Origin of the sequence: Xaviernesmea oryzae, from assembly GCF_900109605.1 — a bacterium.
GTDB lineage: Bacteria > Pseudomonadota > Alphaproteobacteria > Rhizobiales > Rhizobiaceae > Xaviernesmea > Xaviernesmea oryzae.
Genome location: NZ_FOAM01000002.1, coordinates 209,578 through 226,412 on the forward strand (window position 1 = coordinate 209,578; position 16,835 = coordinate 226,412).

Annotated in this window: 19 protein-coding genes and 1 tRNA gene; 5 read left to right on the forward strand and 15 right to left on the reverse strand. The window is 61.9% G+C overall.

Features of this window, described 5'->3' with window-relative positions; translation table 11 throughout:
* Positions 1-174: 174 nt before the first annotated feature.
* From BMX61_RS02705 to BMX61_RS02725, 5 genes are all read right to left on the reverse strand, one after another.
* Positions 175-1,398, reverse strand: coding sequence for an O-antigen ligase family protein (locus BMX61_RS02705; RefSeq protein ID WP_075627699.1), 1,224 nt, complete (start codon positions 1,396-1,398; stop codon positions 175-177).
* Positions 1,395-2,951 (reverse strand): undecaprenyl-phosphate glucose phosphotransferase, encoded by a 1,557-nt coding sequence (locus BMX61_RS02710; RefSeq protein WP_075627698.1) that lies wholly within the window; start codon positions 2,949-2,951, stop codon positions 1,395-1,397. Before BMX61_RS02710 ends, BMX61_RS02705 begins: the two co-directional genes overlap by 4 nt.
* Before the next feature lie 119 nt (positions 2,952-3,070).
* Positions 3,071-3,952 carry a glutamate racemase gene (gene murI / locus BMX61_RS02715; RefSeq protein WP_075627697.1) on the reverse strand — a complete coding sequence of 294 codons (882 nt, stop codon included), beginning with the start codon at positions 3,950-3,952 and terminating at the stop codon, positions 3,071-3,073.
* The gene (locus tag BMX61_RS02720) at positions 3,945-4,781 is read right to left on the reverse strand and encodes an RNA methyltransferase (protein WP_075627696.1); all 837 of its coding nucleotides are present in this window, start codon (positions 4,779-4,781) and stop codon (positions 3,945-3,947) included. The genes murI and BMX61_RS02720 overlap by 8 nt, the downstream gene beginning before the upstream one ends.
* A gap of 131 nt (positions 4,782-4,912) precedes the next feature.
* On the reverse strand, positions 4,913-5,512 hold the full coding sequence (locus tag BMX61_RS02725; RefSeq protein WP_139198866.1) for a hypothetical protein: 600 nt from the start codon (positions 5,510-5,512) through the stop codon (positions 4,913-4,915).
* 222 nt (positions 5,513-5,734) lie between these two features.
* Between BMX61_RS02725 and BMX61_RS02730 the strand changes: the two genes are divergently transcribed.
* Entirely contained in the window at positions 5,735-6,949 is a 1,215-nt protein-coding gene (locus tag BMX61_RS02730) for an NADP-dependent isocitrate dehydrogenase (protein ID WP_075627695.1), read from the forward strand.
* A 157-nt stretch (positions 6,950-7,106) separates the two neighbouring features.
* Positions 7,107-7,727 carry a glutathione S-transferase family protein gene (locus BMX61_RS02735; RefSeq protein WP_075627694.1) on the forward strand — a complete coding sequence of 207 codons (621 nt, stop codon included), beginning with the start codon at positions 7,107-7,109 and terminating at the stop codon, positions 7,725-7,727.
* A 35-nt stretch (positions 7,728-7,762) separates the two neighbouring features.
* Here the strand turns inward: BMX61_RS02735 and BMX61_RS02740 are convergent, their stop codons facing one another.
* Both BMX61_RS02740 and BMX61_RS02745 read right to left on the reverse strand, forming a co-directional pair.
* Complete coding sequence (locus BMX61_RS02740; protein ID WP_075627693.1) at positions 7,763-8,539, reverse strand: metallophosphoesterase family protein; 777 nt, start codon at positions 8,537-8,539, stop codon at positions 7,763-7,765.
* Entirely contained in the window at positions 8,518-8,721 is a 204-nt protein-coding gene (locus tag BMX61_RS02745; protein WP_075627692.1) for a DUF2842 domain-containing protein, read from the reverse strand. Before BMX61_RS02745 ends, BMX61_RS02740 begins: the two co-directional genes overlap by 22 nt.
* Positions 8,722-9,092: 371 nt before the next feature.
* On the opposite strand from BMX61_RS02745, the gene BMX61_RS02750 reads away from it, so the two are divergent.
* On the forward strand, positions 9,093-10,202 hold the full coding sequence (locus BMX61_RS02750) for a COX15/CtaA family protein (protein ID WP_083639436.1): 1,110 nt from the start codon (positions 9,093-9,095) through the stop codon (positions 10,200-10,202).
* Between the two features lie 131 nt (positions 10,203-10,333).
* Here the strand turns inward: BMX61_RS02750 and argC are convergent, their stop codons facing one another.
* From argC to rplM, 4 genes are all read right to left on the reverse strand, one after another.
* Positions 10,334-11,266: an N-acetyl-gamma-glutamyl-phosphate reductase gene (gene argC, locus BMX61_RS02755; protein WP_075627691.1), complete on the reverse strand. Its 933-nt coding sequence runs from the start codon at positions 11,264-11,266 to the stop codon at positions 10,334-10,336.
* A gap of 188 nt (positions 11,267-11,454) precedes the next feature.
* Positions 11,455-11,796 (reverse strand): antibiotic biosynthesis monooxygenase family protein, encoded by a 342-nt coding sequence (locus BMX61_RS02760; protein ID WP_075627690.1) that lies wholly within the window; start codon positions 11,794-11,796, stop codon positions 11,455-11,457.
* A gap of 170 nt (positions 11,797-11,966) precedes the next feature.
* Positions 11,967-12,437: a 30S ribosomal protein S9 gene (gene rpsI / locus BMX61_RS02765; RefSeq protein WP_075627689.1), complete on the reverse strand. Its 471-nt coding sequence runs from the start codon at positions 12,435-12,437 to the stop codon at positions 11,967-11,969.
* A 2-nt stretch (positions 12,438-12,439) separates the two neighbouring features.
* Complete coding sequence (gene rplM / locus BMX61_RS02770) at positions 12,440-12,904, reverse strand: 50S ribosomal protein L13 (RefSeq protein WP_075627688.1); 465 nt, start codon at positions 12,902-12,904, stop codon at positions 12,440-12,442.
* Between the two features lie 387 nt (positions 12,905-13,291).
* Between rplM and BMX61_RS02775 the strand changes: the two genes are divergently transcribed.
* Positions 13,292-13,726 carry a VOC family protein gene (locus tag BMX61_RS02775; protein WP_075627877.1) on the forward strand — a complete coding sequence of 145 codons (435 nt, stop codon included), beginning with the start codon at positions 13,292-13,294 and terminating at the stop codon, positions 13,724-13,726.
* A gap of 151 nt (positions 13,727-13,877) precedes the next feature.
* On the opposite strand, the gene BMX61_RS02780 is transcribed toward BMX61_RS02775, so the two are convergent.
* The 4 genes from BMX61_RS02780 to BMX61_RS02790 form a co-directional block, all read right to left on the reverse strand.
* Positions 13,878-13,954, reverse strand: a tRNA-Arg gene (locus BMX61_RS02780).
* Positions 13,955-14,003: 49 nt separating this feature from the next.
* Positions 14,004-14,309 (reverse strand): ETC complex I subunit, encoded by a 306-nt coding sequence (locus tag BMX61_RS02785; RefSeq protein WP_075627687.1) that lies wholly within the window; start codon positions 14,307-14,309, stop codon positions 14,004-14,006.
* Between the two features lie 3 nt (positions 14,310-14,312).
* Positions 14,313-14,582: a hypothetical protein gene (locus BMX61_RS24235; protein ID WP_139198867.1), complete on the reverse strand. Its 270-nt coding sequence runs from the start codon at positions 14,580-14,582 to the stop codon at positions 14,313-14,315.
* Between the two features lie 66 nt (positions 14,583-14,648).
* Entirely contained in the window at positions 14,649-15,224 is a 576-nt protein-coding gene (locus BMX61_RS02790; RefSeq protein ID WP_075627686.1) for a class I SAM-dependent methyltransferase, read from the reverse strand.
* A gap of 404 nt (positions 15,225-15,628) precedes the next feature.
* Here BMX61_RS02790 and BMX61_RS02800 point away from each other — a divergent pair, with 404 nt between their 5' ends.
* On the forward strand, positions 15,629-16,831 hold the full coding sequence (locus tag BMX61_RS02800) for a GNAT family N-acetyltransferase (protein WP_139198868.1): 1,203 nt from the start codon (positions 15,629-15,631) through the stop codon (positions 16,829-16,831).
* The last annotated feature ends 4 nt before the right edge of the window (positions 16,832-16,835 follow it).

Below are 16,835 nucleotides of genomic sequence, written 5' to 3' on the forward strand. Positions count from 1 at the left end.
GAAGAAGGGGCGGGCACCGTGATGCCTGCCCTTTTTCTATGGTACGGTAACTTTGAGGTCGCGCGGGCAAAGCGCGGCCAGCCCACTTCACAACATTGCCTGCAACGTGTCGATGCCCATGCTCGGCGGTTCAAGTCCGTCGGGCTGCCTGTCTGGTTGCCAAGTCTGATCCCGTCAGATCGTTCGGCGACGCCATCGCGCTTCCAGGCCAGCGCAGCCCCAGAGAATGCCGAACAGCAGATAGGCGTGGCGCCAATGGTCGATGTCGATGACATTGCCAATGCCGGCATGGCCCATCAACGCGATCCAGGCGATCATCAGATACGGTTGCCAGGGGCGGTTATACAGCAGTAGGCGAAAACCGATCGCGACTGTGCTGATCATCAGCGTGACATAAGCGGCAAAGCCAAGCCAGCCGTAGGTGGTCAGGCACTTGAGCCAGATATTGTGCTCGTCTTCCGGAAAGATCTTGCTGAATTCGAGCGGGCCGATCCCGAGCGGCCTTTCCAGCATCATGCGAAAGCCGATCCGATGGCGCTCGAAGCGCCCAAGATGGCCGCCATCATACTCCTGCACGAGTTGCGAGCGGTTGGAAAACAGATTGGCGACCTGCGGCAGCTGTAGCGCCAGGCCGATGGCAATCAGCATCGCCATCGCACCGCAAAGCGCCATGGTCAGCATCCGCACGCGGAACAGGCCGGATCGCTCCTTGATCAGCATGACGAGGACCAGCGTCGGCACGGCAAAGACGTAGAGCCCCCAGGCGGCGCGCGAGAAGGAGAGAAAGACTCCCAGCGCCAGGATCAGGATACCGGCGGCACGCAAAGGCAGGTCGATCAGCCTGCCCTTCAGCACGGCATGGATCAGATAGAGCGAAGGGACCAGGAGAAACGGCCCGAAGACGTTCGGATCCTGGAACGCGCCTTTGGCGCGATCATAAAGGGTGAAAATCTCCCCGCCGGGCAGGAGGTGGAAATAGCCGAGAATGCCGAGGATGGCGGTGATCACCGCTGCCGCGGTCCAGGCCTTGAAGATCACGTTAAGACGTTCGGCCCGTGCTTCGATGACACTGGCAAAGAAGATTGATGTCAGCGCCAGAAAGCCTGACACGGCCATGTACATCGGCCCGATATCCAGCTCCTTCACGACGGTGAGCGACATCAACCCACCGATCATGAAGATGAGCAGCAGGGCCGCCAGAGGGGCCGTCGTGCGGGATATGCGCAGGCCGAGCGGTGCCCAAAGCGCGATCAGAGCCGCCATCATCAGCTCGTAAGGCGCCGGCTCCACCAGCACGAAGCCAGACAGAAAGACGCCAAAGCCGAGCGTCGCGCTGGCCACGCGCTCGGCGCTGATGCGCAGGCTAGGCGCCAGATCCTGGTCGGCCGAAAGCGTCAATAAGCATTCTCCGTGTTCAGAAGCCGGAAGGGCGTCAGGAACAGGATTTTCAGGTCGAACCAGAGCGACCAATTTTCGATGTAATAGAGGTCATGCGCGGTGCGGAACCTGATCTTGTCGTCGCTGTCGATCTCGCCGCGCCAGCCATTGATCTGCGCCCAGCCGGTGACGCCGGGCTTGACGCGGTGACGCGCGAAATAGCTCTCGACAATGTCGACATAGGTGAGATCGGCCGTCTGCGCGGCCACCGCATGGGGGCGGGGGCCGACAAGGGAGAGCTCGCCGCGCAGCACGTTGAAGAGCTGCGGCAGCTCGTCGATCGAGGTTTTGCGCAGGACGCGCCCGACCGGCGTTACCCGAGGATCGCCGCGCGTGACCGCGCGTTTCGCCGTGGGATCGCTGCGATCGGTGTACATCGACCGAAATTTGAAAACGTCGATCTCCTGGTTATTGAAGCCATGCCGCTTCTGCTTGAAGAAGACCGGCCCCGCAGAGGAGAGCTTCACCGCAATGGCCGCGCCGATCATCACCGGCCAGAGCAGGCAGAGCGCGACAATCGTGAAGACGATATCGAAGGTTCGTTTCGCGACCGAGTCCCAGTCGGCAATCGGCTTGTCGAAGATGTCGAGCATCCTCACATCGCCCAGATGGGAATAGTTGCGTGGCCGAAAGCGTAGATTGTTGGCATGGGCGGCAAGCCGGATGTCGACCGGCAGTACCCAGAGCTTGCGCAGCAGCTGCATGATCCGCTCTTCGGCCGACAGCGGCAAAGCGATAATCAGCATGTCGATGCGCGTTGCGCGGCCGAATTCCACCAGCTCGGCAAAGGTGCCGAGCTTGGGATAGCCCGCGACCACATCGGGCGACCGACCGGAGGATTTGCGGTCGTCGAAAATGCCGCAGATGCGGATGTCGCCTTCCGGTTCGGTCTCCAGCGCGCGGATCAAGGTCTTGGCCGGCTCACCGCCGCCGACGATGACGACGCGCCGCTCCATCAGGCCCTTTCGAGCCCAGCGTCCAATGGCTGCCGACAGCAGAAACCTGCCGGCGGCAAGCGCGACGAGACCCGTGCAAAACCAGATCGCCAGCCATCGAACGGACGGTGCTTCGCCAAGGAGCAGATAGGGCACGGGCGCCGTAAGCGCGCAGACGAGTGTCCAGGCGCCGAGAACCCGGGGCAGGGTACGCATGGCGGCGCGCAATGCGGGGCGTTGATAGGCATCTGCCAGCTGCAGGCAGAAGATCGCCAGCAAGGCGGCGCTTACGCAAAGCAACGTCGGTCCGTGCCAGCTGCTCTGCGTTTCGAGGCCGGCAGCCATCGTCGCGACAGCGCCGGCACCGGCCAGGAGGAGAAATTCGCCGATTCGCGTCATCCCCGGAATCATCGTCGGGGGGTAGGCCTGATGGCGAAACTGTTCTGCCACTTGGCGTGCCAGGGTATTCAGCTCCACAGGCGTGGACGCGCCGCCCGGCGGATGGCCGGCAACCGCATCGGGCACAATCGCCGCTGCCGGGCTGGGCTCGGCTTTGCGGGAGGGAGAGGCTTCGGTCATGATGGTGCGCTTTGCCGGATGACGTCGCGGCAACCATAGGCATCAAGGCGCTAATAAATTTTTACCTCGAGCGTCTTGAGCGATGATTGCTGGGGACAATGCCACAGGCGGGATCGATGTCAGACCGGAGACAGAATTGCATCGCGCTGCTGTGCGCCCTGCGCAGACAGGCCATTTGTCCCGCCGCCGTCGAGCCGCAGGCCGAAGCCCTGCATCAGGCGGCGCGCGGCGAAATCGGGCGTGCCGGATGTAAACAACCCGCGATCCTCGCCATGATCGGCTTGCGCATCACTGAGAGAGGGCACCAGGCGGCGCGCCTGGCGGGCGATTGCCTCGGCCGGATCCAGCCAATCGACGGGCCATGGCGCAAGCCTGCGAAAGAGATTGGCCAGGAAGGGATAATGCGTGCAGGCCAGCACGACGATGTCGGTGCGTGCTCCGTCCCGGACGGTAAAGCAGGGCGCGATCTCGGCAAGCACCGCCGCGTCGTCCAATGTCTCGCCTCGCATATAGGCCTCGGCCATGCGCGCGAGTTGGGGTGAGCCGACCAGATTGACGATGCAGCGGCTGGCGAAGGACTGGATCAGATCGCGCGTATAGGCGCGCTGAACTGTGCCCGGGGTCGCCAGGACAGAGACGAGCCCGGAACGGGTTCGCTCCGCCGCCGGCTTGATGGCCGGCACCGTGCCGACGAAGCGCATCCGCGGAAAGGCGACCCGCAGCGCCGCGCCTGCCAGCGTGAAGGCGGTGTTGCAGGCGATCACGCAGACCTCCGGGCGGAAGCGGTCGATCAGATCGGCGAAAAGGGCAAGCAGCCGCTCCGTCAAGGCCTGCTCCGGCCAGTCGCCATAGGGAAAGCCGGCATCATCGGCCACATAGATAAAGGCCCGCTCGGGAATCAGCACCCGCGCCTCGCGCAGCACGGTGAGCCCGCCGATGCCGCTGTCGAAGATCAGCACCGGCTGTGCCGAATCGGAAGGAGCGGAGCCTGCATCATTCATCGTGCGGTGCAGCCTCGTTCGGCTTCCTGCGGACGGTTTCATGGGCCGCCAGCGAGCCACGCGGCGCGTCCCGCGTAAAGCGATCCAACGAGGAAATAACGCCTCGGATCACCTGAATTTCGGTCAGGCTGAAGCCCGGACGCGTGAGCATGGCGCGCAGATTTTCCACCAGCTTCGGCTTTTTCTCCGGCGGGCGGAAATAGCCGCGCGCATCGAGCGCCTCCTCGATATGGTCGAACAGCCCATGGAGATGGGTCTTTGTCGCTGGTGGCTGCTCGGGCGCCTGAAACGGCACCGCGTCGAGCGATTCCAGGCCGGATCTCATCCACTCATAAGACATCAGCAAAACCGCCTGCGCCAGGTTGAGCGAGGCGAAGGCGGGGTTGACCGGAAAAGTGACGATCTCGTCTGCCAGCGCAATCTCGTCATTGGTCAGCCCCGTGCGCTCGCGCCCGAACAGGATGCCCACCGGCTGGCCGGCGCGAAAGCGGGCACGAAGCGTATCCGCCGCCACGCCAGGGGCGCGCACCTCCTTGAAGCCGTCGCGGTCGCGCGCGGTCGTGGCGTAAACGAATTGCAGATCCGCGACGGCCTCGCGCGTGGTGTCATAGACCTTCGCGCCGTCGATCACATGGTCGGCACGGCTGGCGGCGGCCCGGGCCTTTTCGCTCGGCCAGCCGTCACGCGGGGAGACGAGCCGCAGCTCCGCCAGGCCGAAATTGGCCATGGCGCGCGCCACCATGCCGATATTTTCGCCAAGCTGCGGATGGACGAGAATGATCGCCGGCCCTTCGGCCAGAAGCGGCTTCTCGCTGTTCGTTCCTGCCATGTCCGTCCAGATCCTTTTTCCAGGCGGCAGCCGGCGCATCGGCCGCGGCTGCCGAAAAAGCCGTTCCTCTACTGCAGAATCACGGCAACCCCAAGCATCCTGTCGCTCATTGGCGTTTCCGGCCGCCTACACTATTGCGCGTCCTTGCCGGCTTCCTCGGCAGCCACCCGGGCAATTTCGTCCAGTTCGCCCTTGAGCGAGCCTGCCGCATCCGGGCGGACGATGTCGTCGATCACAGGGCGGCCGTCTTCCTCGACCATGCGGAAGATCAGGGTGCTGCGGTCCGGTGGCGGTGCCCCTTCCTCGGCCAGGCAATGCTTGTTGTCGAAGCTGACGTCGACCGGCGTCACGGCCGCTTCCGCCGGCTTCTGTTCGATGCGCACATCCTGAAGCGTGCAGCTGTCCTGGCCGCTGACGACGACGTCGTAGTCGAAGGGCGAACTGCTGTCTTCATAGGCTGGAAATTTCGCCGCCGCCGCATAGGCGCGGTTGAAGTCGCGGCTGTAGATCCGCTTCAGCCGCTCGGCATCGAAATAATCACGGGTTTCACCGGCCGGCGTTTCCGACCAGCCGCGCTCGGCCTCGTCCATGATCTCGCGCACCGGCCCCGTCATATCGGCCGCCCAGGCTGCAGAGGCACTGCCCGAAAGCGCCAGCACCAGCGCCAGGCCGGCCGGCCGCAGCCGTGCGACCATTGTCCCGTCGCGCGTCATCCGTTTTACCGTCTCCATTGGTCCGCCCCTTGTCATTGCACCCATGCCCTGGTGTTCGCGCCGGTCCCCATGGCCGGCTTGCACCGCTGTTCTTGCCCGTCAATCATGTCGGAAAATGGAAGGCCGAACGCGCTTTGCCTTGTCATCAGGCAATGCTATAGCGCAAGCACTCACGCTTTCACCAACGGGCCTCGTGTCTCAACGATCACGGCCCCAACTTCCAAGCACAGAGGCAATTCCATGATCAAGATCAAGGTGGATAATCCGGTCGTCGAGCTCGACGGCGATGAGATGACCCGCATCATCTGGCAGTTCATCAAGGACAAGCTGATCCACCCTTATCTCGATATCGATCTCGAATATTACGATCTCGGCATGGAAAACCGCGACGCCACAGATGACCAGGTGACGATCGACGCGGCCAATGCGATCAAGAAGCACGGCGTCGGCGTCAAATGCGCCACCATCACGCCGGACGAAGCCCGCGTGCAGGAATTCAGCCTCAAGAAGATGTGGAAGTCGCCGAACGGCACGATCCGCAACATTCTTGGCGGCGTGATCTTCCGCGAGCCGATCATCTGCGAAAACGTGCCGCGCCTGGTGCCCGGCTGGACCAAGCCGATCATCGTCGGCCGTCACGCCTTCGGCGACCAGTACCGCGCGACCGATTTCAAGTTCCCCGGCAAGGGCAAGCTGTCGATCAAGTTCGTCGGCGACGACGGCCAGACGATCGAGCACGACGTCTACGACGCGCCGGGCGCCGGCGTGGCCATGGCCATGTACAATCTGGACGAATCGATCACCGAATTTGCCCGCGCTTCGCTGAACTACGGCTTGCAGCGCAACGTTCCGGTCTATCTCTCGACCAAGAACACCATTCTCAAGGCCTATGACGGCCGCTTCAAGGACATCTTCCAGCACGTCTACGAGACGGAATTCGCTGAGAAGTTCAAGGAAGCCAAGCTCTGGTACGAACATCGCCTGATCGACGACATGGTTGCCTCGGCGCTGAAGTGGTCCGGCGGTTATGTCTGGGCCTGCAAGAACTATGATGGCGACGTCCAGTCCGACATCGTCGCCCAGGGCTTCGGCTCGCTCGGCCTGATGACCTCGGTTCTGATGACACCGGATGGCCAGACGGTCGAAGCCGAAGCGGCCCATGGCACCGTGACCCGTCACTATCGCCAGCACCAGAAGGGCGAGGAAACCTCGACCAACTCGATCGCCTCGATCTTCGCCTGGACCCGTGGTCTCGCGCATCGCGCCAAGCTCGACAACAATGCTGCGCTTGCCAAGTTCTCGGAAACGCTGGAGCGCGTCTGCGTCGAGACCGTCGAAGCCGGCTACATGACCAAGGATCTTGCGCTGCTGATCGGTCCCGACCAGCCCTGGCTGTCGACCACCGGCTTCCTCGACAAGATCGACGAAAACCTGCGCAAGGCCATGGCGGCCTGATACGGCTGTCCTTCAAGCGCGACAGGATGGCGGGGTTTTCCCCGCCATTTTTATGCGCGGCGCGCCGATTCCGGAGCGATGTGTCGTTCTCACGCGGATGCATTGTCAGCGCGTGCCGACGGGTTTAGCCTGCGCGCAACGAGAAGGGAGGACTGTGATGACAGACGAACTGGTGCTCTACACCAATCCCATGTCCCGCGGACGGATTGCGCGCTGGATGCTGGAAGAGACGGAGCTTCCCTACGAGGTAGAATTCATCGGTTTTGGCGATCGGATGAAATCGCCCGATTATCTTCAGCTCAATCCCATGGGCAAAGTGCCGGCGCTACGCCACGGCAATGCGTTGGTGACGGAAACGGCCGCCATCTGCGCCTATCTTGCCGAGACCTTTCCGGAAGCCGGCCTGCTGCCGCGCACCGATGTCGAGCGTGCCTCCTATTATCGCTGGCTGTTTTTCGCGGCCGGCCCGGTGGAGGCCGCGGTCACGAACCGCGCCTTTCAATGCGAGCCGCCGGCCGACAAGGCGCGCTCCGTCGGCTATGGCACCTATGAGGATGTGATGACGACGCTGGAAAAGGCGGTGTCGGCTCATGACTATATCGCCGGCGACCATTTCACGGCCGCCGACGTCTATGTCGGTGCCCAGGTTGCCTGGGGCCTGCGCTTCAGAACCATGGAAGCGCGCCCGACTTTTCAAGCCTATGCCGAGCGTGTGTTGGCACGTCCGGCCGCCAAGCGCGCGGCCGAGCTTGACGATGCCGCGCTGCCGAAAGAGTGACGTAAAGCGTTCCTGGAACGAGACGCGGGCTTGCCTTATCCGCCCCGGCCGATCCGGCCGGAGCGCAGCGCCTCCGCCCAGTCCGGCCGGCCGTTTCGTTCGGCCAGGGCGGCCGCGGCCAGATGGTCATAGGCGACATGGCGGAAGGCGATATCGACGGCGGTGCCACGCCGCTCGATGACCGCATAGCTTGCCATCGCATGGCCGCATTCCATGCGGTGCGGATAAGGCGTTTCGTCCTGATAGGCGGGGCAGCCAACGCTTCCGGGATTGAGAACCAGCCGTCCGTTCGGCAGACGCATCAGCCGTGGCTGATGGGAGTGGCCGCACAGCAGGATGTCCGCTTCCAACTCCCCGATCAAAGCGTCGACGGCACCGGCACCGCGTGCGATCACCTGATGATCGCCCACCACCTCCTCCAAGAGATAGGTCTCGTCAGACAGAGGTGTGCCATGACAGAGGAAAAGCGCACCGGACTGGCGGGTGGCCGGCAGGCTGCCAAGCCAGGCACGATGTGCCGGCGTCAGCGATGCATGGGCAAAACGGTCGGACAGCCCCATTGCGTCAGGCGCAAGCGTCAGCAGATACTGGTCGTGATTGCCTGCAATGGCGCTCATCGGCCGCTGCATGAGCCGCTCGGCCGTGCCGGCTGGATCGAGCGGACCACTGAGGTGATCGCCAAGATTGACGATCTCGCTGATTCCCTGTCCGTCGATGTCGGCCAGAACGGCGTCGAGCGCCATCAGATTTCCATGGATGTCCGCGAGGACCGCTATTCTCTGGACAGGGCTCAAGCCGGGCGCTCCATCCATTTGATGATCAGCATGGCTGGAAGCACCCAGAGCAGGCCCGACAGGAAGAAATACAGAAGATGGATCCACCAGGGCGCGGCGCCCAGGAAGGCCGCGGCAAGGGTGGTGGCCACCAGCGCGTATGTGATGACCAGCAGCACGATCAGAATCGTGCCGATGAATTTCCGCAGGCGTGGGCGCATTCTTCCTCCTCCTTCCGGGCGGCAAGCGCTCGCGCGCATGGTCGTACGCGGCCGATTGCCGGCTTCCCGTCTTTCAGACGTATAGCATGATGCTTGGGCAAGCGTCGTCTTACACGGTAAGGTCACTTTGCCGAGGAAAGCGCGCTCGGTCGAGACCAAAAGCCCCATTGTCCCGTCTGCCGCGCGACCCGATGCCGCAAAGCTGCGGCTTGCCTTGATCAGCCGGCTGTTGCACATCATGTCCCCAAACACAGGGCAGGGATCGCCAGCGACCGGCTATCGCATGTCCCGGATCGACGGACGGGATTTTTTCCGGCGCGACGATCGTGGGCCTGCTCTGGTGAAATGCAGGCAGGAGCAAAAAGCAAGCGATGAGCGACATCACCCTGACAGGCGTAGCGGCGGGGCATCATGGCCCGCTGGCGGCGCAGGCGCGAGACCGGCGGCATCTGCGCCTCTGGCTCGGCATCGTCATTCTGGCGCTGTTTGCGCTGGTGCTGGTCGGCGGCGCGACACGCCTGACCGAATCAGGCTTGTCGATCACGGAATGGAAGCCCATCCACGGCGTCATCCCACCGCTGAGCCAGGCCGATTGGGAACAGGAATTCGACCTCTACAAGCGCATCCCCCAATATAGCCAGCTCAACAGCGGCATGGATCTGGATGGCTTCAAGACGATCTTCTGGTGGGAATGGGCGCACCGGCTGCTCGCGCGCTCGATCGGGCTGATCTTCGCAGTGCCGCTTTTGGTTTTCTGGCTGAGGGGCAAGATCGAGCCGAAGCTGAAGGCTCCGCTGCTCGGCATTCTCGCACTGGGGGGTTTCCAGGGCTTCATCGGCTGGTGGATGGTCTCGTCCGGCCTCGTCAACCGCACCGAGGTCAGCCAGTATCGCTTGGCGACGCATTTGATCATCGCCTGTCTGATCTACGCCGCCTGCGTCTGGATCTTTCGCGCGCTGAAAGTGGACAAGCGCCGTGACCGCCCGCCGACCCGCTACTCCGTCCATGTCGCGGCACTGATCACCCTGCTGGCCTTCGTGCAGATCTATCTGGGTGCGCTGGTGGCCGGGCTCGATGCAGGCCTCTCCTATAATACCTGGCCGCTGATGGACGGGGCGATCATTCCGGGCGATCTCTTCTTGCGCGAGCCGGCCTGGATCAATCTGTTCGAAAATCCGAAGACCGTGCAGTTCCTGCATCGCTGCGGCGCCTATCTGCTGCTGATCGTCACCTTCGGCCATATGATCGCCGCCAACATCCTGGCGCCGGGCTCCACTCATGCGCGCGGCGCCACCCATCTGGCGCTCGGCGTTCTGGCCCAGGCTGCGATCGGCATCACCACGCTGCTGCTGGCCGTGCCAGTCGGCTGGGGTGTTCTGCATCAGGCGGGCGCACTGGTCGTCCTTGCCGCGTCGGTCATGCACTGGCGCGGTTACCTCGGCAGCCTCTCGCTGCCGGGGGCCGTCCCGGCGAAGGGTTGATATCCGTGCCGTTCACCATCGCAACCGAATGAAAAAGCCCGTCCGCGAGAACAGCGAGACGGGCTTTTTTATGAACGGTATGGATGCCGGGCGCGAGGCGGTTGGGATGCATCCTCAGCGCCGGATCATGCTCATGCAGACAGCATCAGATCCATGTTCTGTACGGCAGCGCCGGAGGCACCTTTGCCGAGATTGTCGAGCAGGGCGACAAGGTTGACATGAGCGCCGCCTGAAGTGCCGAAGACGAAGAGCTTCATCGTGTCCTTGCCGGCAAGCTCCACCGCATCGACCCGCGCAAGCGTGGCGCTGTCTTCCAGCGGCACCACGGTGACGATGGACTGACCGGCATAATGGGCGACGAGCGCCGCATGCAGGCTTTCCAGCGTCGCGCCGGTGCCGAGATCCCCCAGGAAAAGCGGTATCTGCACGATCATGCCCTGCGGGAAACGGCCGACTGAGGGGGCGAAGATCGGGGCGCGGGCCAGCAAGCCGTGCGTCTGCATTTCCGGCACGTGCTTATGCTTCAGCGTCAGGCCGTAAAGAAAGTTCGGCGACGAGATCGCGTCGGGATGCGCGGGATCCTCCATCTGCGCGATCATCTGCTTGCCACCGCCCGTGTAGCCGGAGACCGCATTGACGCTGACGGGATAGCGTTCCGGCAGAAGCCCGGCCTGGCGCAGCGGGCGCAACAGACCAATGGCGCCGGTCGGATAGCAGCCGGGATTGGCGACGAAACGCGCGCCCTTGATTTTCTCGGCCTGGGCCTTGTCCATTTCGGCAAAGCCGTAGACCCAGTCCGGTGCGGTTCGGTGCGCGGTCGATGTATCGATAATGCGCACGCTGTCGTTGCCCGACACCATCGCCACGGCCTCGCGCGAGGCATCGTCCGGCAGGCAGAGGATCGCGATATCGGCAGTGTTCAGAAGATCTTCGCGAAGGGCTGCATTGCGGCGCTCGGCCTCGGGGATCGAGAGAAGCTCGACATCCTCACGCTCGGCCATGCGCGCGCGGATCTGCAGACCAGTCGTGCCGTGTTCGCCATCGATGAAGATCTTCGGTTTCATGCTCTTCGTCCTTTTCCGTCAGAGGCTTGCCGTCATTTACGGAATGATTGTGACAGGCGCTTGACCCGATCCGCCGTCACTGCCGTTGCGCGCTGCGCTGGACCGGGCGATCCATGAGCCGAGCCTATACAGGGCAGCGGTTCCTGCGGCAATGCCGAGGCCTGCCGCCGCCGATCGCCGGCAGACGCCTATTCGCCGAAGCCATAGGCGCGCTCGACCCGCGCGACTCTGACCCGATAATCCTGATACCAGCGTGCGCGCCCGGCCGCCTGCGCAGCCGCATGGCGAACCACCGCCTTCCAGGCTTGGATGGAGGCTTCGTCGCGCCAGAAAGAATTGGTGATCCCAAACCCATCGGTGCCGCGCACGCTCTCAACGCCGAGAAAGCCGGGCTGCGCCTGGGCCAGCGCCGCCATTTCCTCTGCCATGGCCCCATAGCCGTCATCGCCAGCCGTTCGACGCGAGGAGAACGTCACGACATAATAAGGCGGCTCGGGGAGAGGCGCAAAAGGAGAGGTCGGGTCGGCCATTGGTCTCGTCCATTCATCGGGCAGTCGCATCTAAAACAGAAGGTTCGCAATGAAAGCAAATTCATTTCGCTGATCAGGCCGATCACCTCAGGTCATGAATGAATACCTTAAACGAAAAAAGCGGAGCCGAAGCCCCGCTTTCCTGAGATCCGTTTCCGGCTCCGAAGCGATTAACGCTTGGAGAACTGGAACGAACGACGGGCCTTGGCCTTGCCGTACTTCTTACGCTCGACAACGCGCGAGTCGCGCGTCAGGAAGCCGCCCTTCTTCAGAACACCGCGCAGGCCGGGTTCGAAGTAGGTCAGCGCCTTGGAGATACCGTGACGAACGGCACCGGCCTGGCCGGAAAGACCGCCGCCGGCAACCGTGGCGTCGATATCGAATTGTCCATCACGGGCAGCAGCGAAGATCGGCTGGCGCAGGATCATCTGCAGAACCGGGCGAGCGAAGTAGTTCACGAACGGCTTGCCGTTGATGGTGATCTTGCCGGAGCCCGGCTTGACCCATACGCGGGCAACGGCGTTCTTGCGCTTGCCGGTCGCATAGGAGCGGCCCTGGGCGTCGACCTTCTTGACATGAACCGGAGCGGAGGATTCCGTCTGGGTCGTGGCGAGGTCTTTCAGAGAAGAGAGGTCAGCCACGATCAGGCGCTCCTTACGTTCTTGCTGTTCAGCTTGGCGACGTCGAGGACGGCGGGCTGCTGGGCTTCATGCGGATGGTTGGTGCCGGCATAGACGCGCAGATTCTTCATCTGGCGACGGCCGAGAGGACCACGGGGAACCATGCGCTCGACGGCCTTCTCGATGACGCGCTCCGGGAAGCGGCCTTCGATGATCTGGCGCGCGGTGCGCTCCTTGATGCCGCCGGGATAGCCGGTGTGCCAGTAGTACTTCTTGTCGGTGTACTTCTTGCCGGTCAGAACGGCCTTCTCGGCATTGATGACGATGACGTTGTCGCCGTCGTCGACATGCGGGGTGAAGGTCGGCTTATGCTTGCCGCGCAGGCGGTTGGCGATGATGGAAGCGAGACGACCGACAACGAGGCCTTCGGCATCGATGACGATCCACTTCTTCTCCACCTCTGCGGGCTTCTGAACGAAGGTCGACATGATTTTGTTCTTTCGTTTAAGACCCGGATGACCTTGTGAGCCCCGAGCGTTTCTTGTTGCTTGGTTTCGCCGAAGCCAAAGGCCTCGCCGAAAAACGAACGGCCGGAGCACTCTGATGAAGAGCCTCGGCCGATCCGCCGCGCTTATAGGCAAAACCGCTCCTCCGGTCAACCGAATGGCAAAGGCGCTGAACTTTTCTGCTTCAATAAAAACAATATGTTAGCTTTGTGGTATCATGTTGCCACATAAAAATTTGCCGATCGTGTCGGATGGCGGCAGGCCGACTTGCTCGTGGACGGAAAACACGCTGTGCTCTGAGCCCGGACAAAATGACTTGCTCGCCTCACAAAACACTGGAACAATATGGCAACATTCATGGGGGCCGTTATGTTTGACCGACGGATTTCGCTGATCACCTTGGGCGTTGCCGATGTCGCACGCGCCACCGCCTTCTACGAATCGCTCGGCTGGACGCGGTCCTCCGCGTCCAACCCGTCGATCACCTTCATCGCGCTCAAAGGCATCGTGCTCGGACTGTTTTCGCGCGACAAGCTGGCCGCCGATGCGCGGCTTGCCGGAGGCGGAGCCGGCGAGGGGTTTTCCGGCGTCACGCTCGCTCATAATCTCCACAGCGAGGCCGAGGTGGACGAGGCCTATGCCTTTGCGCTGGCACGAGGAGCGAGGCCGGTAAAGCCGCCGGAAAAGGTCTTCTGGGGCGGCTATTCCGGTTATTTCGCCGATCCGGACGGGCATTTATGGGAGCTGGCCTTCAACCCCATGGCGCCGCTCGATGCCGAGGGGCATATGCAGCTCGGCTCTTGAGCCCGAATTTCTGTTTATAAGATTATACTGATTATGGGAGAACGAACGGCATAGCTAAGCAATCGACTCCTTCAGGCGAGCCTAGAGCAAAGCGCGAGGAACGCGCCGAGTGACTGGAAAGCTTCAATCCCGCAATAGTTGGTTGATAAGTTGGCGACCCCTGCAGGGCTCGAACCTGCGACAACCTGCTTAGAAGGCAGGTGCTCTATCCAGCTGAGCTAAGGGGCCGAAGGCGGCGCGTTAGATAAGGCAGTCCGGAAGGGAAGGTTGAATTAGATCAGTGCGTCCAAGGCTGAAGGCGGCTGTAGCGGAAATTATCGCTATAGGAAACTGCCTTGCGGGTTGCGTCCTTCGGCGCGATGACGCGATATTCGATGCCGTTGCGTTCAGCATAGGCCACAGCCAACTCTGCGCTTTCGAAGCTGAGCTTCACCTGTTGACGGGTGTCGGCGGAGCTCGTGTATCCCATCATCGGATCAATGGTGCGCGGGACATCCTGATCAAACTCCAAAATCCAAAGATGCGTCTTCGCCTTGCCGCTTTGCATGGCGGTTTTAGCAGGGCGGTAGATCTTGGCAGACATAGATCACAAGCTCCAGTCATAATTAAGCGGCCGGACAAGCCGTCCGGTCTCGGCTGATGTGCATCCATAGCTCAAAAGCAGCGTGAGCGGAACTGCTTGTATGGCCCAGCCTGTTCTTTTCATGAAGAAATCGTGGCGGCGGTTGTTGGCGCCGCCAGACAAATTCCCGTGACAGGTAGCGATCAGCCGCGCAGGCCGCTCAATGATCGCCAGCACGATGGCAGGAATTTTTCTCAAGAGGCAAGGCGAGCCACCACGAAAATTCTCCAGCAATGGGCGCCATTACGGATACGCGTCGTTCGAAAATTGAGAGGTTGCAGCTCCCCGCAGTACCAGGCTCTAGCGGCGGACAAATGCCGTCATTTCTCGGTCAGCCTTGTCGACCTCGTAGCGATCGAAATTGAAGATCTCATCCCACCAATAAGCTGGCCGGACAGTACGGTGGACGCTCTCATTATTAAGGTCCCTTGTGCCCGAGTCGCGCAAGCTGATGTTGAAGATCTGTAAAGCGCCCGGCTTTGCAACGCGGTTGATCTCCATGCGCAAGCGCTCGACATCGGGAAGATCAAGGTGTTCCAGCACATCGAAGCAGGTCACAAGATCGAAACTCTGGTCCTCGAACGGGAGGCGCCCGGCCTGGATTTCAAAAGCTCTTTCTTCACCGAGCCGCGTATTCGCACCCTGGCATGCCACGCGGCTGACGTCGGCGCCCCTCGAATTCTTGCGGAAAGGAATATTGCGAAGTGCTTCCACGACAAAACCGAGACCACATCCAACATCCAAATGATCAGGACCCGACGCTCGGATCAGGTCCGCAGCCTTATAGGCGACGCGTAAGCCCGGAGAACTCAATGGGGTTTGGTAGCCGGGCACCCGTTGGTAAACATCATCATAAATCGCGGCGTAGTCCGGCATATCTTGTCCCTTGCATATGTGTCGCACACCTCAAGCATACCGCAGTCGACGTGACAAGCTGCAGGCGCAAGCTTTATCGACGCGTCCATGATTGTACAATCAGCGAAGATCGGCGAGCGTCTTATCGCGACCACATAGGGTGCATAGGCTGCTGGCTTCGTTCCGCACGATCTTCAAGCGCAGCGAGGTGGTCAGGTTATGCGCCCCGATAAGAGGAAATGATTCCAGTCAATGTCGAGCGATCCTCAAAGTCTTCGATGCCAATCACGTAAATATGGATGGAGATAAACGGGTAGATGATCGGCAGAGCCTTATACTGAATGGTAAGGGCCGACTTGATATAGGAAAGCAAGACCAGTCTGAACGCAGATGCTTCGAACATCGCGAAACAAGGATGGATATTGGTGCCGCGCAGCCTGGAGGACAAGACGCCGCCCTGGAAGCAGCAGGCGACATCACTCGAGATTATCCTGCACGACACCATGAGCGCGATCGAGGCGTCATGGCGGGCGCTTGAGGCTTGGCCCGGGAATTTTCTGCATCAGCGTTTTGACTGGTGCGCGGCATGGGCAGTGGCTTCGGGTAACGGGCTGGTGCTGGTCGAGGGGCGGGTGGGCGGGAACGTCCTCTTTATTCTGCCGCTGGAGATCGTCCATGGCCGGGGCGGACGCACCGCCCGATTCATCGGCAGCCCGCACAGCAATGGCAATACCGGTCTCTTCGCGCCAGACTGGGCAGAGCATCTGCCCGGTATGGCCACGATGCTGGCCAGGCGCCTGCCGCCGCTCCTGGCGGGGCGCGCGGACCTCATCCTTTTCGACAAGGTGCCGGCGGTCTGGGGCGGCTTTGTGCAGCCCCTGGCGCAGATGCCGTCGACGCGCCATCAGAACGCCTCATACCAACTGCCGATCCTGGCGGATTTCGAAGCGACCTTGCGACAGCTGAACGCCGGCAACCGCCGGCGCAAGTTCCGGGTCACCGACAGGAAGCTCAAGGCGCTTGGCGGCTACCGGCATATCCGGGCGCAGACAGCGTCCGAAAAGGCGCGGCTGCTCGATCTCTTTTTCGCCCAGAAGGCGACGCGGTTTCGCGCACAGAACCTGCCGGATGTTTTCGCCGATCCCAAGATCCAGGCCTTTTTCCACGGCCTTGCCGCCTATCCGCAGGGGGCATCCTTTGAAATCCTGCGGCTCGATGCCTTGGTCGTCGATTTGCCGGAGGGGGAGCGCGTCGCTGCCGTGGCGGGCTTGTCGCGCAAAGGGGAGCATCTGCTCTGCCAATTCAGCTCGATCGACGACAGGCTTTCTCAGGACGCCAGCCCAGGTGAAATGCTGTTTCATTTGATCATCGAAGGCTGCGTCGGCGAGGGCGTCACCCTGTTCGATTTCGGCATTGGCGATCAGCTCTACAAGCGATCCTGGTGCACTCGGGAAACGGTGCTGAGCGATGTCACCCTGCCTATCACCGCTCGCGGCCGGGCGGCCATGCTGGCCTATCGCGCCACGGTGGCGATGAAGACGGCGATCAAGCGCAACAGCCGGCTTTATGCCGCGCTTCAGGCTCTGCGGCGTCGGTTCAAGGCCGACGATGGGGCTGGTGCAGCCTAGCGCC